The organism is Propionivibrio sp. (assembly GCF_029255185.1).
Taxonomy (GTDB): Bacteria; Pseudomonadota; Gammaproteobacteria; order Burkholderiales; family Rhodocyclaceae; genus Propionivibrio.
Genome location: NZ_JAPUVO010000056.1, coordinates 1 through 15,042, shown reverse-complemented (window position 1 = coordinate 15,042; position 15,042 = coordinate 1). Strand labels below are relative to the sequence as shown.

The 15,042-nt window shown below is 58.0% G+C and carries 15 protein-coding genes; 13 read left to right on the top strand and 2 right to left on the bottom strand.

All coding sequences use genetic code 11. The annotated features are described in order from the left end of the window. The first annotated feature begins 1 nt into the window (after window position 1). The 7 genes from Q1J43_RS01795 to Q1J43_RS01765 all read left to right on the top strand — a co-directional run bounded on the left by Q1J43_RS01795 (window position 2) and on the right by Q1J43_RS01765 (window position 5,967). Window positions 2-844 (top strand): NAD-dependent epimerase/dehydratase family protein, encoded by an 843-nt coding sequence (locus tag Q1J43_RS01795; RefSeq protein WP_301100596.1) that lies wholly within the window; start codon window positions 2-4, stop codon window positions 842-844. After that, window positions 837-1,589 (top strand): cephalosporin hydroxylase family protein, encoded by a 753-nt coding sequence (locus tag Q1J43_RS01790; RefSeq protein ID WP_301100595.1) that lies wholly within the window; start codon window positions 837-839, stop codon window positions 1,587-1,589. The genes Q1J43_RS01795 and Q1J43_RS01790 overlap by 8 nt, the downstream gene beginning before the upstream one ends. 178 nt (window positions 1,590-1,767) lie before the next feature. Continuing rightward, window positions 1,768-3,015, top strand: coding sequence for a glutamyl-tRNA reductase (gene hemA, locus Q1J43_RS01785; protein WP_301100594.1), 1,248 nt, complete (start codon window positions 1,768-1,770; stop codon window positions 3,013-3,015). 109 nt (window positions 3,016-3,124) lie between these two features. Next, complete coding sequence (prfA, locus tag Q1J43_RS01780; RefSeq protein WP_301100592.1) at window positions 3,125-4,207, top strand: peptide chain release factor 1; 1,083 nt, start codon at window positions 3,125-3,127, stop codon at window positions 4,205-4,207. Between the two features lie 4 nt (window positions 4,208-4,211). After that, window positions 4,212-5,051: a peptide chain release factor N(5)-glutamine methyltransferase gene (gene prmC, locus Q1J43_RS01775; RefSeq protein WP_301100590.1), complete on the top strand. Its 840-nt coding sequence runs from the start codon at window positions 4,212-4,214 to the stop codon at window positions 5,049-5,051. Between the two features lie 37 nt (window positions 5,052-5,088). Further along, entirely contained in the window at window positions 5,089-5,412 is a 324-nt protein-coding gene (gene grxD, locus Q1J43_RS01770; protein ID WP_301100589.1) for a Grx4 family monothiol glutaredoxin, read from the top strand. A 30-nt stretch (window positions 5,413-5,442) separates the two neighbouring features. Continuing rightward, the gene (locus tag Q1J43_RS01765; protein ID WP_301100588.1) at window positions 5,443-5,967 is read left to right on the top strand and encodes a hypothetical protein; all 525 of its coding nucleotides are present in this window, start codon (window positions 5,443-5,445) and stop codon (window positions 5,965-5,967) included. Here Q1J43_RS01765 and Q1J43_RS01760 read toward each other — a convergent pair. Then, the gene (locus tag Q1J43_RS01760; protein WP_301100587.1) at window positions 5,964-7,250 is read right to left on the bottom strand and encodes a serine/threonine-protein kinase; all 1,287 of its coding nucleotides are present in this window, start codon (window positions 7,248-7,250) and stop codon (window positions 5,964-5,966) included. The genes Q1J43_RS01765 and Q1J43_RS01760 overlap by 4 nt on opposite strands. A 10-nt stretch (window positions 7,251-7,260) precedes the next feature. Beyond that, a complete protein-coding gene (gene argH, locus Q1J43_RS01755; protein ID WP_301100586.1) occupies window positions 7,261-8,667 on the bottom strand; it encodes an argininosuccinate lyase in 1,407 nt (468 codons plus the stop codon). A gap of 63 nt (window positions 8,668-8,730) precedes the next feature. On the opposite strand from argH, the gene Q1J43_RS01750 reads away from it, so the two are divergent. The 6 genes from Q1J43_RS01750 to Q1J43_RS01725 are packed head-to-tail and all read left to right on the top strand — an operon-like array spanning window position 8,731 to window position 14,594. Beyond that, window positions 8,731-9,765, top strand: coding sequence for a histidine kinase (locus Q1J43_RS01750; protein WP_301100585.1), 1,035 nt, complete (start codon window positions 8,731-8,733; stop codon window positions 9,763-9,765). Window positions 9,766-9,770: 5 nt separating this feature from the next. Beyond that, window positions 9,771-10,538, top strand: coding sequence for a response regulator (locus Q1J43_RS01745; protein ID WP_301100612.1), 768 nt, complete (start codon window positions 9,771-9,773; stop codon window positions 10,536-10,538). A gap of 34 nt (window positions 10,539-10,572) precedes the next feature. Then, complete coding sequence (gene hemC / locus Q1J43_RS01740) at window positions 10,573-11,553, top strand: hydroxymethylbilane synthase (protein ID WP_301100584.1); 981 nt, start codon at window positions 10,573-10,575, stop codon at window positions 11,551-11,553. Then, entirely contained in the window at window positions 11,550-12,326 is a 777-nt protein-coding gene (locus Q1J43_RS01735) for a uroporphyrinogen-III synthase (RefSeq protein WP_301100583.1), read from the top strand. The genes hemC and Q1J43_RS01735 overlap by 4 nt, the downstream gene beginning before the upstream one ends. Beyond that, a complete protein-coding gene (locus Q1J43_RS01730; protein ID WP_301100582.1) occupies window positions 12,319-13,425 on the top strand; it encodes a uroporphyrinogen-III C-methyltransferase in 1,107 nt (368 codons plus the stop codon). The genes Q1J43_RS01735 and Q1J43_RS01730 overlap by 8 nt, the downstream gene beginning before the upstream one ends. Further along, window positions 13,422-14,594, top strand: a complete 1,173-nt coding sequence (locus Q1J43_RS01725; RefSeq protein ID WP_301100581.1) for a heme biosynthesis HemY N-terminal domain-containing protein — start codon at window positions 13,422-13,424, stop codon at window positions 14,592-14,594. The genes Q1J43_RS01730 and Q1J43_RS01725 overlap by 4 nt, the downstream gene beginning before the upstream one ends. Window positions 14,595-15,042 lie beyond the last annotated feature (448 nt).

The following is a 15,042-nucleotide window of genomic DNA, read 5'->3' as shown; positions in this document are numbered from 1 at the left end:
TTTGCTTAACATTTCTAATGTAAAATTTACGGTTCTAGGATCAGCCGGATTTATCGGAAGGAATTTGGTCGCCTCGTTAGAATCTCTGGGTGCCCTCGTATATGCGCCAACTCGTGATGGCGACGAGTTATTTTCACAGATTTTTAGAAATGATCTTGGCCATGTTATTTATTGTATAGGGTTAACTGCTGATTTTAGGCATCGTCCCTTTGAAACAGTAGATGCTCATGTTTGTTTTTTGCGCAAGGTACTTGAGCGGGGTTGCTTCGAATCTCTGACCTATCTGTCAAGCACACGCGTTTATGAAGGTGCCTCAACTACACTTGAAACCGGCGTTTTGCAGGGGGCGCCAGGCAACCCGGAGCAACTCTATAATTTCAGCAAGCTGATGGGTGAAAGTCTCTGTCTCAATTGCGGCCGACGAGCCAAGGTTGTCAGGCTTTCGAACGTTTATGGGCCAGGTATGGGGAAAGAAAATTTCTTGTCTCTTGTTCTTTCTGAGGCAGCAAGCACTGGCCGTGTCCATTTTTTGACCTCGCCGGAATCCTCTAAAGATTTTATTTCGGTGAAAGAGGTTGTCCGTTTTCTGCCATCTATAGCAATGGATGGCCAGCAGGCCATATATAACTTGGCCAGTGGCTTAAATACAACAAATGCCGAGATTGCGTCTGCGCTTAGAAAAGAGGGTATTACGGTTACCTTTTCTGCTCTTTCGCCGGAGTGGGTTTTTCCTGTGATTGATATCAAACGTCTGGAATCTGAATTTATCGTTTCTACGCGCCGATTGGAAATTGATTTCCCGGATTTGCTTAATTATTTTCGCTCGAAAGTAGTGTGTGAATAAATTTGTTAATGATTTCGAATCGGAGAGAGCTGCGCGCATTGATCTTTTTGGGCATGATGAAGGATTCAGAAATCGTTCACGTGCATGGCTTGAAGAGAGCATGCGAAAGTCGTATGTCTATAATTTTTCCTGGCTCGGTCGCCCCATTATTCAGAACCCGATCGATATTTTGGCCATGCAAGAAATTATTTGGCAGGTCAAGCCTGATTTGATTATTGAGACAGGCATTGCCCATGGCGGCTCCTTGATTTTTTATGCATCCATGCTCGAATTAAACGCTGCTTGTGGAGGCGCTCCGGATGCTGAGGTATTGGGTGTCGACATTGACATCCGGGCGCATAATGCCGAGGCGATCCAAGCACATCCCCTGGTAAAGCGCATTTCAATGATTCAGGGCTCCAGCACGGCGCCCGATACGATTGAGCAAGTCAAAGCCAAAGCGTCCCAGAAACAGCGCGTTCTGGTGTGTCTGGACAGTAATCACACGCATCAACATGTCCTGGCTGAACTCATCGCCTATGCCCCTCTTACTACGCTGGGAAGCTACTGCGTTGTCTTCGATACTTTCATTGAAGACATGCCCGGCGATGTTTTTCCTGACCGTCCCTGGGGGCCTGGTGACAACCCAAAAACTGCATTATGGGAGTATCTTAAGACTCACCCTGAATTTGAAATTGATAAACAGATCGACAATAAGCTGTTGATCAGCGTCGCGCCCGATGGCTATTTGAAACGAATTCGTTAGCAGCCTTAGACGGTCGCACAACCTCGGCCTTCGCCTCGATTCGGTGCCCCCTTGATCTGCGTTATCCCGGTCAGGAGTGGGGCGGGTGCTATAATCGCGCGCTGTCCATGGCACTTTCTTTGCCACGCTTCTTTCACATTGCTGGCTGAAGCGAAAATTCCCTACTTCCGCTCATTTCATGGCGCTTTTTACTCTCGGCATCAATCACCGCACAGCGCCGCTCTCGGTTCGCGAGCAATTGGCGTTTCATGCCGAAGAGTTGCGACGCGCCCTGGCCGATCTGGCCAGTGGTGGACGGGTGCAGGAAGCGGCAATCCTGTCCACCTGCAACCGTACCGAACTTTACTGCCGGGCCGATTCGCCGCAGATTGCCATCGAGTGGCTCGGGGAATACCGCCGTCTGCCACGGCGAGAGATTGAGCCTTATCTCTACACCCACCCGGACCGCGATGCGGTGCGCCACACCTTTCGGGTCGCCTGCGGGCTTGATTCGATGGTGCTTGGCGAGCCGCAGATTCTTGGCCAAATGAAAGAGGCGGTGCGTATCGCCAAGGAGGCGGGTACGCTTGGCGCGACGCTTAACAAGCTGTTCCAGAATTCGTTCGCCGTGGCCAAGGATGTGCGCTCAACAACTGCCATCGGCAGCAACATCGTATCCATGGCGGCGGCGGCAGTACGTCTGGCCGAACGCATCTTCGAGCGCATTGCCGATCAACGCGTACTGTTTATCGGTGCCGGTGAGATGGTCGAGCTCTGCGCGACCCACTTCGCGGCACAGAAACCGAAACAGATCGTCATCGCCAACCGGACGATTGATCGCGGTCGTGTGCTCGCCGATCGTTTCGGCGCAACGGCGATCCGCCTGGAAGAGCTTGGCGAACGGCTTGCGCAATTCGATATCGTCGTTTCCTGCACCGCCAGCCAGTTGCCGATCATTGGCCTGGGCCTGGTCGAGCGGGCCATTCGGGCGCGCCGTCACCGCCCGATATTCATGGTCGATTTGGCCGTGCCGCGCGACGTTGAACTTGAAGTCGGCGAACTGGACGATGTTTTTCTATACACCGTCGATGACCTTGCACAGGTTGTCGAGTCCGGTCTGGAGTCGCGGCAGTCGGCGGTGATCGATGCCGAGGCGATCGTTGCCGCGCGCGTGGACAACTTTCTGCTCTGGCTGCAAACACGAGAGACCGTTCCCGTGATTCGTTCTCTGCGCGATAGCGCCGAACGCGCCCGGCGCCATGAAATGGAGCACGCGCTCAAGCTGCTGGCCAAAGGCGATGATCCGGCTGGAGTTCTGGATCATCTTTCGCACCGTCTGACCAACAAGTTCCTGCACGCGCCGACGCAGGCCTTGAATTTGGCTGACGGTGACCGTAGCGAGCTGCAGGCGTTGGTGACGCGCTTGTTCAAGTTGCATCACGAGTAAGGCAATGCCTTAAAGATAACCGCAACGAGCACAACGAAAAACAAATTCTAGTTTTACGTTGTGCTCGTTGTGTCGTTGTGGTTCGAATTGAATTTTTTATCGATCGATTATGAAACAAAGCATTCGCGACAAACTTGAGAATCTCGTCGGCCGTTTGGACGAGCTCGATCGCATCCTGGCGAGCGGCGAGGCAACGCGTGACATGGATCAGTACCGCAAGCTGACGCGCGAGCACGCCGAACTTGGCCCGGTGGTTGCGCTTTACCAGAGCTGGCGGTTGACTGAGGACGACTTGCAATCGGCGCTGGAAATGATGGCCGACCCTGAAATGAAGGAGTTGGCCGAAGCGGAGATGAAGTCGGCACGCGAGCGCCTGCCGCAGATCGAGGGCGAGTTGCAGAAGCTCCTGTTGCCAAAGGACGCTAACGACGAGCGCAATGTTTTTCTGGAAATCCGTGCTGGAACCGGGGGCGACGAATCGGCACTTTTCGCCGGTAATCTCTTTCGCATGTACACCCGCTTTGCCGAGCGTCAGCGCTGGCAGGTCGAAGTCATTTCATCCAGCGCATCGGACGTCGGTGGCTACAAGGAAGTGATCGCTCGCATTGTCGGCAGTGGCGTGTATTCAAAACTCAAGTTCGAGTCGGGCGGTCACCGCGTGCAGCGCGTGCCGGAAACCGAAACACAGGGGCGCATTCACACCTCAGCGTGCACCGTCGCCGTGATGCCTGAGGCCGACGAATTGGAAGAGGTCCAGATCAACCCAGCCGAAATCCGCATCGACACCTTCCGTGCCTCGGGCGCGGGAGGCCAGCACATCAACAAGACCGATTCGGCGGTACGCATTGTGCACCTGCCCACCGGCATCGTCGTTGAATGTCAGGATGGACGTTCGCAGCATAAAAACAAGGCGCAGGCCCTGTCGGTGCTGGTGGCGCGCATCAAGGATACGCAGGAACGCGAGCAGCATGCGGAAATTGCCTCGACGCGCAAGAGCCTGATTGGCAGCGGTGACCGTTCCGAACGCATCCGCACCTACAATTTTCCGCAGGGGCGGGTGACCGATCACCGGATCAATCTGACCCTGTACAAGATCGACGCGATCATGGACGGCGATCTCGATGAGCTCGTTGGTGCGCTGGCTAACGAGCATCAGGCCGAACAGCTCGCTGCCCTGGCCGATCCGGAGTAAGTACATGCCGGCAGAGAGTATTGGCGATGCCTGGCGCCGTGCCAGTCAGCGCCTTGACCGGCTCGATGCCAGGCTGCTGCTGGGGCACGTCTGTGCCTGCACACATGCCGATCTGATCGCGCATCCAGAATGTGAACTATCAGTGGAGCAGATTGCCCGATTCGATGCGCTGATTGCGCGTCGCGCGGCCGGCGAACCGCTGGCCTATCTACTGGGCAGCGCCTTTTTTTATGGGCTTGAATTCGCTGTTTCGCCGGCAGTGCTGATTCCAAGGCCGGATACGGAGATTCTTGTTGAGCAGGCGTGCAGGCGTGCACACGCGTTCGCCACGCCGCGCATTGTTGATCTTGGCACCGGCTCTGGAATCGTCGCCATTTTGCTCGCGCGGCTCTGCCCGTCAGCTGCAGTGACGGCGGTTGAGTTGTCGGAGGCGGCGCTTAACATCGCTCGCGCCAATGCTATTTTACACAGCGCGCAGGTACGCTTCCTTGCCGGTGACTGGTACGTTCCGCTCGGTGCGGAGCAGTTTGACCTCATTGTCGCCAATCCGCCCTATGTGGCCGATGGCGATCCGCACCTGCGAGAAAATGGTCTTCCGTTCGAACCGCAACAGGCACTAAGCGACGGTGTGGCGGGTGGTGATGGGCTAGGCTGTATTCGCGTCATCATTGATGGTGCGCACAATCATTTATTGCCCGGTGGCTGGCTGTTGATTGAACATGGCTACGATCAGGCGGTCCAACTTCGCGAAATGCTGCGTGCGGCTGGTTTTGAAGAGGTCGCTTCCTGGCGCGATGGTGCAGCGATAGAAAGGGTCAGTGGCGGGCGCCAGCCGACCCACTGATTTTTGATTGTTTTACTCAACTATGACGAGGTTTTCAATGGATGTGCAGCAACTGATCAAGGAACAAGTCACCAGCAACCCGGTGGCGCTCTACATGAAAGGGACGCCAAAAGCGCCGATGTGCGGTTTTTCTGCAACTGCGGTGCAGATCCTGCAAGCCTGCAACCTGCCGCTTTTTTTTAGCGTCAATGTGCTTGAGGACCAGGCGATTCGTGACGGTGTCAAGGTCTTCGCCAACTGGCCGACAGTTCCGCAACTCTACGTTCGCGGCGAATTCGTCGGCGGCTGTGACATCATGCGCGAGATGTATCAGAGCGGCGAACTGAAGACGCTGCTCGCCGGCATCGCTGCTCCGGACTGAGCTTCAGTGGGCAGCGCTGGCAAAAATGCAATGCAGCAAAGGTTTGCAGTTCTTGCGTGCACGCTGCTGCTTTCGGCCTGTGCCGGTTACGGTGGCAGCAACCTGAAAGCGGGGGCCGCAGCGCTGCCCGAAGTGATTGCTTCAATGGGTGAGCCAGCAATGCGCTGGAAGGATGACGATGGGCGTGAGCAACTCGCTTACCCGCGCGGGCCGGCTGGGACGCAGACCTTCATGGTGTTCATGGCGCCGGATGGCCGTCTGGAGCGCATAGAGGCCGTTCTCGACATGGAGCACTTTGCCCGTATCAAACCCGGAAAAAGCGACAAGGCGACAGTTCTTCGCCTGCTCGGGCCGTCACAGCCGCAATGGACGATGTATTTCAAGGCACGCAACGAACTCGTCTGGGAATGGCGCTTCTGCGATAGTTGGAGCCAAATGGCGTTTTTTGACGTTCTGTTCGATGCGACAACGGGAATCGTGCGCACCAGCTATCAACGCCCCGACCTCTCGGGGATGGATGGCGCGGTTCCCGCTTGTGGGCGCCAAGTTCGTTAGAGCGCCGCCAGTCGTGTGTTAGACAGTTCAAGGCGGCTGCTCAGAACTTCCAGGAAGGCTTGGTAGAAGTGCATGCGGCAAGGCTCTGAGGCATGTCGTAGGGCCTCGTCCTTGACCGTAATAATCTTCGCTTTGGTCAACGCCACGACATCCGCACCTCGGGTCTGCGTTTTTGTACTGATGACGGCCATTTCGCCGAAGCAGTCGCCGGGAGTCAACAAATTGAGAATCCGGCCATTTTTGGTGACCTTGAGTTCGCCTTCGGCGAGAAAGCAGAAAAAATCCCCTGGGTCGCCATCGTTCATGATGGCTTCGTCGGGAGCGATGTTGCTCCAGCCCGAAAAGCGCAAGACTTCCCAGATTTCAGCATCCGAGAAGTGGGCGAAAAACGGCAACTCACGCAAGGTGTCGAATTTTTCCGATTCGGCGAAGTCGTGTGCTGGCGTCTTGAGGTGTTTGTTGCGAAAAACCTGCGCCAGATCGTGTGCGAATTCTTCCCAGTTTTGATAACGTTCCCGGGTATTTTTGCGCATGGCGCGGGCGACGATGGCGTCGAGAACGTCCGGAATTTTATTTCGTAGCGACGATGGCTTGGTCGGCTCGGTGTTGATGATCTGGTGGATGATGTTGTAGCTGGTGCTCGCCCGAAAGGGGAGCTGACCCGTCAGCAACTGATACATCACCACGCCAAGCGAATAGATGTCTGTCTGGTGATTGAGCGACTGCTCTTTGACCTGTTCCGGCGACATATAGGCCGGTGATCCAACGCCCGAAACCTGGGTACGTTCCGGGTCGTCGATGATGGCCGCGCCAAAGTCAGAGATCTTGATGTCGCCCAACCCCTGGTCCTTGCCGGCAAAGAGGATGTTGGCCGGCTTGATGTCGCGGTGCGTTATACCAATGCGGAAGGCATGATCAAGCGCGCGGGTGCACTTAAAAATAATTTCGACAACGCGCTCGATGGGCAGCAGCTTATCTACCGAGCAATACGCTTCCAGGGTGCCGCCCGGAACATATTCCATCACGATATAGCAGAGGCCTTTTGCAACGACGGCGTCATAAATCTGGACGATGTGCGGGTGCACAAGCTTGCCGACTAGGGAGGCTTCGTTGAGGAAGAGATGGGTATAGAGTTTGCCACGTTCGGGATTTTTCAGGATTTCCGGGAAGGCGACCTTGACGGCCACCTCGCGTTGGGCAAAAGGGTCATTGCCCAGATAAACCGTCGCCGTGGCGCCGCGACCCAACTCGCGAACGATGTCGTACTTGCCGATTTTATCCATGCAGGGAGATTTACTGCCGACTGCGCGCTCGTGCGATGGCCGCCCGAACTTGATCGGGCGACGTGCCGCCAATATGATTGCGCGCCGCCAGAGAGCCCTCGACCGTAAGCACGGCAAAGACGTCGACGTCAATTAACGGGGAAAAGTTTTTCAGTTCGGCCAGCGACAGTTGTGGCAGATCGACCCCCAGTTTTTCGGCACGACGGACGGCACGGCCGACAGCTTCGTGCGCGTCGCGAAAGGGCAGGCCCTTGCATGTCAGGTAGTCTGCTAAATCCGTCGCCGTGGCAAAGCCCTGACGCAGCGCATCGCGCATGTTGTCCGGGCGCGAACTGATTCCAGAAATCATTTCAGCGTAGATGCGCAGGGTATCGGTCACCGTGTCTACGGCGTCGAACAGCGGTTCCTTGTCCTCCTGATTGTCCTTGTTGTACGCCAGCGGCTGCCCCTTCATCAGGGTTAGCAGGGCGGTCAGGTGACCATAGACGCGTCCGGTCTTGCCGCGGGCAAGTTCGGCGACATCAGGATTTTTCTTTTGCGGCATGATCGAGCTGCCGGTGCAGAAGCGGTCGGCAATCTGCACGAAGGCGAAGCGCGGGTTCATCCATAGCACGAGTTCTTCCGACATGCGTGAGAAATGCATCATCAGCAGGGCACTGGCGGCGCAAAATTCGATGGCAAAATCGCGGTCGGAAACCGCATCGAGCGAATTCTCGCATAGGCCCTCGAAGCCAAGTTCGGCGGCGACGAATTCGCGGTCAATCGGGTAGGTCGTTCCGGCCAGCGCCGCCGCGCCAAGCGGTAGTCGATTGGTGCGCCGGCGCACGTCGGAAAAACGCTCGGCGTCACGCCGTGTCATTTCGAACCAGGCTAGCAGGTGGTGGCCAAAGGTAATCGGTTGCGCGACCTGCAAGTGGGTGAAGCCGGGCATCGGCGTCGCCGCTTCGCGTTCGGCCAGATCGAGCAGCTTGACCTGAAACTGTCCGAGCAGGATGAGAATGTCGTCGATCGAGTCACGCAGATAGAGACGGATATCGGTCGCCACCTGATCGTTGCGCGAGCGGCCAGTATGCAGGCGTTTTCCGGCATCGCCAACGAGCGTGGTCAGGCGTTTTTCGATGTTAAGGTGAACATCCTCAAGGTCACGCGACCACGCAAAAGCGTCTGTTTCGATCTCGGCGATGATTTGCGCCATGCCGCGCTGGATGTCCGCGAGATCTTCGGCGGGAATGATGCCCTGTTTGGCGAGCATCTTGGCGTGCGCGAGCGAGCCACGAATATCCTGGCGCCACATGCGTTTGTCGAAATTCACTGAAGCCGTGTAGCGCTTGACCAGATCGGACATCGGTTCGGAAAAGCGAGCGGCCCAAGTGTATTGGGCAGTCAAGGAAGGTTGTGTGGGGGGCGTTTGGCTCATGACGAAAGCAAGTTCGTGGGCTAGAATGGCTCATGGAACCCTGACAGGCACCACAAACAGAATATGCCAAGTATAAAGCAAAATCCGGCGCGGCTGCCGTTGCCGGACTTCCGCAATTTTGGCGTCATGCTGCGCATTCTGCTCGGCGTGAACCTGCTGGCCCTGGCCGCAGCACTGGTACAGAGCACGGGCATCAGTGATTGCCTGCAACACTACGTTGATCTGGCCGCCTGGGTGCAGCCCCTGCTGCTTTTTAATCTCGCCCTGCTGGCGCTGTTTGGCAGTGTTCTGCGCTATCTGCCGGTCTGGGCCGGGCAGGCGCTGGTGATCCTGCTGGCCGCCGCCTCTTCTGCCCTACTGCTTGATTTCTGGCGTTTCATGGGGATTGATGATGGTGGCTGGCAGCGCTTGGCGCGTGCTGCCGTGTTGGGCGGACTGTTTGCCGGAGCCATGCTTTTCTATTTTTCTCTGCATGCCCGAGCCTTTTCCCCGGCGCTGGCCGAAGCCCGTCTGCAGGCGTTGACTGCACGCATTCGCCCGCATTTCCTGTTTAACAGCCTGAACGCCGTTCTTTCCCTGATTCGTTGCGAGCCAAGGCGCGCCGAAACGGCGCTCGAGGAGTTAGCTGAGCTTTTCCGCGCCCTGATGCGTGACCATCGCGACCTGTTGCCACTGGCCGACGAAATTTCCCTGTGTCGGCAGTATCTTAATCTCGAAAAGCTGCGTCTTGGCGAGCGGCTCAATGTCGAGTGGGAAATCGTCGATGTCCCCACTGACCTGAAGGTGCCGCCGCTGATGTTGCAGCCCCTGCTGGAAAATGCGGTTTATCACGGCATCGAACCTTCGGGTGAGCCCGGCACGGTGCACATTCGCTTTGCCCGCCACGGCAACGAGCTGCATATCGATCTGGCCAATCCCTGCCGTGGCGGCGAGGCCGCGCAAGGCGGCAACCACATGGCGCTGGCCAATATCCGCGAGCGCCTGGCCTTGTACTATGATCTTGAAGCGCGTCTGGAAACCAAAGAAGTAATTCTTGACGATGGTCTTCATCAATACCGTGTGCATATCGTGTTGCCTTGCCGAAGGATCGAGCCGTGAAATTTATGCCGTTGTTGTCGGTGATGATCGTCGATGACGAGGCGCCAGCGCGGGCGCGCTTGCGCGATCTGCTGGCCGACATCGGGGCCGAGGTGCCGAATGCCGTGGTCGCCGAGGCGGCCAACGGGCTGCTGGCTATTGAGGCGATCGCGGACCTGGCCGTTGATGTGGTACTGGTCGATATCCGCATGCCAAAAATGGATGGCATCGAACTGGCGCGCCACCTCGCTCAACTCGAAAACCCACCGGCCATTATCTTTGTTACGGCCTTCGACACCTATGCGGTGCACGCCTTCGAACTCAATGCCGTCGATTATCTGGTCAAACCAGTGCGCACGCAGCGGCTGGCAGCAGCTCTGCAAAAAGTGCGACAGAGTCGGCAGTTGCTAACGCCTCAGGTGCTCGCCCAGTTGCAACAGGGCGCCCGCAAGCACCTTGCCTGTCACGAGCGCGGGCGCTTGCTGCTCATCCCGCTGCCGGACATCCTGTACCTCAAGGCCGACCTGAAATACGTTACGGCGCGTACCGCCAGCCGGGAATATCTGCTCGATGAATCCCTGACGCATCTGGAGGAGGAATTCTCCGAACGCTTCATTCGTCTGCACCGCAGCGCGCTGGTGGCCAAGGAGGCGATTGCCGGTTTCGAGAAGAATGGTGCAGACGACGCGGAGACGCAATGGCAGGCGATTTTACACGGCATCCCAGAAAGATTGCCGGTCAGCCGAAGGCAGTGGCCGCTGGTCAAATCTTATGCCAAACAACTGCGCACGTGAGCTGCGATGGTGTCGAATCCCGAACAAGAGCAGCATGCTAAGATTCCGTTTTTTTCAGGATATTGCCTTGAAAAGTCACGCGCTCGTACCTGGCCGTATCGTCATCGCCTCGCGTGAGTCGCGTCTTGCCCTGTGGCAGGCCGGGCATATCCAGGCGCGTCTGGCCGAACTGCATCCGCAGTGTCGGGTCGAGGTTCTGGGAATGACCACGCGCGGCGACCAGATTCTTGACCGGCCGCTGGCGCAGATCGGTGGCAAAGGGCTGTTCATCAAGGAACTCGAAGTCGCCATGAAAGAGGGACGGGCCGATCTTGCGGTACATTCGCTCAAGGATGTGCCGATGGAAATGCCCGATGGTTTTTCGCTGACCGCCATTACGGCGCGCGAGAACCCGCGTGATGCCTTCGTTTCAAACCACCATGACGGACTCGATGCACTGCCGGCCGGCGCCGTGGTGGGCACCTCCAGCCTGCGTCGCGAAGCGATTTTGCGCTCAGGCTACCCGCATCTGAAGATTGAACCGCTGCGCGGCAACCTCGATACCCGTTTGCGCAAACTCGACGCCGGGAAATATGATGCCATCATTCTCGCGGCGGCGGGTCTGGTCCGCCTTGGCCTCAAGGAGCGCATCAGGGCAGTGCTGACCCCTGAGCAGTCGTTGCCGGCGCCAGGGCAGGGTGCGCTGGGCATCGAGGTGTTGTCAGCGCGCAGCGATGTCGTGGCTTGGGTAGCGCCGCTCAACGATGTCGAAACGATGCATTGCGTGCGTGCCGAGCGGTCTTTTTCGCGGGCGCTGGGTGGCAGTTGCCAGGTTCCGCTGGGCGGCTACGCCATCCTGCAAAACGGCCAACTGTGGCTGCGCGGTTTTGTCGCCACGTCCGACGGCCGAAAAATGGTCAGCGGCGAACTGCGCGGTGCGCCGGAAGACGACGAATCGATCGGGCGGGTTCTGGCCCAGCAACTGCGCGAACAGGGTGCCGAGGCGATTCTGGCCACGCTTGCCGGCGGCCAATGAACTCCTTGCAGGGCAAGTGTATTTTGGTCACCCGTCCTGCCGCCCAGGCTGGCGAACTGGTCCGGATGATCGCGGCAGAGGGCGGTCGGGCGCTGCGTTTTCCCCTGCTCGAGATTGGCCCGGCGGATGATCCGGAGCCTCTGCAACAAGCCATTGCACGGCTCGCGGACTACGCAATGGCGATCTTCATCAGCCCCAATGCGGTCGCCTTCAGCCTGCCGCAGATCCTTGCCGCAGGCCACTGGCCGGACACCCTGCAGGCGGCGGCGATCGGACAGGGCAGCGCCGCGCAGCTGGCAATCCATGGCATCGGGCCGGTCATTGCCCCTGCCGATCGCTTCGATTCCGAGGCACTGCTTGAATTGACTGCTTTTCAGGCTGATGCTGTGGCCGGGAAAACGGTTTTGATCCTGCGCGGCAACGGCGGGCGCGAACTGCTGGCCGAGACTTTGCGCGAACGCGGCGCGCAGGTCGACGCCGTGACGTGCTACCACCGCTCATTGCCGGTCGACGCGGCGCCCATCCTGTCGTTGTTGCGCAACAAGCAAATCGATGCACTGACGATTTCTTCCAGCGAAGGTTTGCGCAACCTTCTGGCTTTGCTTGATACTGACGGCTGTCAGCAGTTGCGCCGGCTGCCACTCTTCGTTCCCCATCAGCGCATCGCAGAAGTGGCCGCCGAGCTTGGCTTGCAGCGTATTGTGCTGACTGCGCCGGCCGATGCCGGCATCATCGAGAGCTTGTGCACCTATAATTGGCTTCACCATGAATGATATTGCTGATCAGCCGTCTTCCGTTTCACTCCCTCCATCTTTCACGCCATCGCCTGCCGTCAGTGAGCCGCTGTCTAGCGCGGGGCATAGCGCCTGGTACCGGGCATGGAAGAATCCGTGGCTGATCACTGCCCTGATGGCCCTCGGGCTGGCCGGTTGGCAGTGGGTCGAAACGCGTGTCCGTCTGGCCGATACCCAGCAGGAACTGGCACGTCGCCTGGCGGACAGCGACACGGTGGCCCGCGAGAGTCGCACGCTGTCCAGGCAGGCGCAAGAACAGCTCGCCGTTCTTCAGGGAAAATTCGGTGAGCTCGAGGGGAAGATCGCCGAATCGAAGAGCCAGCAGACAACACTGGAAAATCTCTATCAGGATCTGGCGCGCAGCCGCGAAGAGTGGGCGCTGGCCGAAGTCGAGCAAAGCGTGACACTGGCCGCCCAGCAGTTGCAACTCGCGGCCAACGTGCAGGGCGCAGTGTTGGCCCTACAGTCTGCCGATGCACGTCTAGCCGGCAACAGCCGCCCGCAGTTCATCGGTTTGCGCAAGGTGCTGGCGCGCGATCTTGATCGCTTGCGGGCCTTGCCGCAGGCCGATTTGCCGGGAATGAATCTGCAACTGGAGAGCGTGATTTCGGTCGTCGACGCGCTGCCGCTGGCCGTTGATGGCCGCCCGCGCGATGAGGCCAAGTCCGTGGTCGAAGCCGCTCCTCCGCCCTCCATGGCCTCGCTGACCTTCTGGCAACATCTGGCTGCGGATTTCTGGGGCGAACTGCGCGGCCTGATCCGCATTCAGCGTTTTGACCGCGACGAACCGGCCCTGCTGGCTCCGCAACAGATTTTCTTTCTCCGTGAGAATCTCAAGCTGCGTTTACTCAATGCCCGTCTGGCGCTGCTGGCCCATGATCAATGGACCTTCCGCAACGAACTCAAGCAGGCGCGCTTGTGGGTCGATCGCTATTTCGACAATCGTGACAAATCGGTACAGACCGCTCAGGGGTCACTCAAGCAGCTTTCGGCGACCGAGATCAACATCGAATTGCCGAACCTCAACGACAGTCTCTCGGCGATCAAGAATTTCAAACTCGGCAAGGAGCGTAAATGAAAGGACTGCTGTGGGTGTTGACGCTCTTTGCATTGGCGGTCGGCATTGCCCTGGCGGCGCATTTCAACGACGGTTACCTGCTGTTGGTGTTGCCCCCCTACCGGGCCGAGATATCGCTCAATCTTGCCATTGTGATCATTCTAGGCGGCTTCTTGATCCTTTACGCCCTGTTGCGCGGCGTCGCGCTGACCCTCTCGCTGCCGCGCCGCGTTCGCGAGTTTCGCGAACGCCGTTGGCGCGAGAAGATGGCCGAGTCGGTTTGCAACGTCATACGCCTTCTTTTTGAAGGCCGTTACAGCCAGGCCATGAAAAAAGCCGGCGAGGCCCATACCGCCGGCCAATCGTCAGCGCTGGCGTCCCTGCTCGCAGCACGTTCGGCGCAGCGCCTGCATGAACCCGACAAGCAGAAGGTTTGGCTCGATCGTGCAGCACAAGAGGACCCGAAAATGCAGTCCGCCTGTCTGATGCTTGAAGCTGAAATGCATATCGAGATGCAGCGCTTTGCAGAGGCCGTCAGCGCCCTGAAGCGTCTTCAGGAAATATCTGGACGGCATATCGCTGCGCTGCGCCTTGAGTTGCGTGCCCAGCAAGGCTGCGCTAACTGGGACGAGGTGTTGCGCATTGCCCGCCTGCTCGAAAAACGCAATGCCCTGTTGCCCGAGCTGGCGCAGGAGATCAGGCTCAAGGCGCATCAGGAAAATATTCGTCAGCGGCGCAGCGATCTGGTCCGCTTGCAGGCCTATCAGAGAAAGATGCCGGTGCGTGAGGCCAGTCCGCGACTGGCGTGCACCTACGCCGAAGTGCTGATCGAGCTGGGCGCCCGGGATGAGGCGCTGGTTTTTATCGAGGCCCAGCTCGACCGGGAATGGGATTCCCGACTCGTCGGCCTCTACGGGCTGACTCCGGGAGGGGATCTGACGGCGCGTATTGCCTGTGCCGACCGCTGGCTCTTGCAGCATCGTGACGATGCCCAATTGCTGCTCGCGCTGGGGCGCTTGTGTCTGGCGCAACGCCTGTGGGGCAAGGCGCAAACCTATCTGGAAGCAGCGCTCTCGCTCGCCGACCAGCGTGAGGCTCGACTGGAACTGGCGCGCCTGTTCGAGCAGACCGAACGTGCCGAGGACGCGATGCACCAGTATCGTGCGGCAGCCGGCCTGGCTGAGGTTTAGACTTGGTCCGGTAATGGCCTTGTTCGGGTTGAGCCTGAAAAACAAGAGGTCATTGCGTCGCGCATGGATACGACAAAAAGCGCTATTTCTCGTTGGGAGTCTGCTGGCAAACATGCTGCCACGCTCAAACGCTACGCAGAAGCAGTCGGCTGCAACCTTGAAATCAAATTCGTGCGCCAACGCTGAAAACGACGTCCAATGCCACAGGCATTAGAAATTGCGCTACCATTGAGCTTCTTCATTAACCTGGGACTGCCGAACCTTGCGCCATCACGGTAGGAATTTAATTCAAACGTTGTGCTTCATTACTGGACAGTGTCGACTTTTCCGATTTTTTTCACGCGACCAATAGGCTGGCGGCCGAGGCCAGATCGTAACGGGTGTATTTGCTCGTTATTTTCTTGAGGCTGGGGTCCAATTGTGGAAACGTTAAAAATGCCGGGATGGC

What these genes read in the sequence shown, in the direction of transcription:
- Q1J43_RS01765 (WP_301100588.1), top strand. Translation starts at nt 5,443, where the DNA reads ATGCAGCAAAGGTTTGCAGTTCTTGCGTGCACGCTGCTGCTTTCGGCC.
- Q1J43_RS01760 (WP_301100587.1), bottom strand. Translation starts at nt 7,250, where the DNA reads ATGGATAAAATCGGCAAGTACGACATCGTTCGCGAGTTGGGTCGCGGC.
- prmC (WP_301100590.1), top strand. Translation starts at nt 4,212, where the DNA reads ATGCCGGCAGAGAGTATTGGCGATGCCTGGCGCCGTGCCAGTCAGCGC.
- Q1J43_RS01750 (WP_301100585.1), top strand. Translation starts at nt 8,731, where the DNA reads ATGCCAAGTATAAAGCAAAATCCGGCGCGGCTGCCGTTGCCGGACTTC.
- hemA (WP_301100594.1), top strand. Translation starts at nt 1,768, where the DNA reads ATGGCGCTTTTTACTCTCGGCATCAATCACCGCACAGCGCCGCTCTCG.
- Q1J43_RS01735 (WP_301100583.1), top strand. Translation starts at nt 11,550, where the DNA reads ATGAACTCCTTGCAGGGCAAGTGTATTTTGGTCACCCGTCCTGCCGCC.
- hemC (WP_301100584.1), top strand. Translation starts at nt 10,573, where the DNA reads ATGCTAAGATTCCGTTTTTTTCAGGATATTGCCTTGAAAAGTCACGCG.
- argH (WP_301100586.1), bottom strand. Translation starts at nt 8,667, where the DNA reads ATGAGCCAAACGCCCCCCACACAACCTTCCTTGACTGCCCAATACACT.
- prfA (WP_301100592.1), top strand. Translation starts at nt 3,125, where the DNA reads ATGAAACAAAGCATTCGCGACAAACTTGAGAATCTCGTCGGCCGTTTG.
- Q1J43_RS01725 (WP_301100581.1), top strand. Translation starts at nt 13,422, where the DNA reads ATGAAAGGACTGCTGTGGGTGTTGACGCTCTTTGCATTGGCGGTCGGC.
- grxD (WP_301100589.1), top strand. Translation starts at nt 5,089, where the DNA reads ATGGATGTGCAGCAACTGATCAAGGAACAAGTCACCAGCAACCCGGTG.
- Q1J43_RS01745 (WP_301100612.1), top strand. Translation starts at nt 9,771, where the DNA reads ATGCCGTTGTTGTCGGTGATGATCGTCGATGACGAGGCGCCAGCGCGG.
- Q1J43_RS01730 (WP_301100582.1), top strand. Translation starts at nt 12,319, where the DNA reads ATGAATGATATTGCTGATCAGCCGTCTTCCGTTTCACTCCCTCCATCT.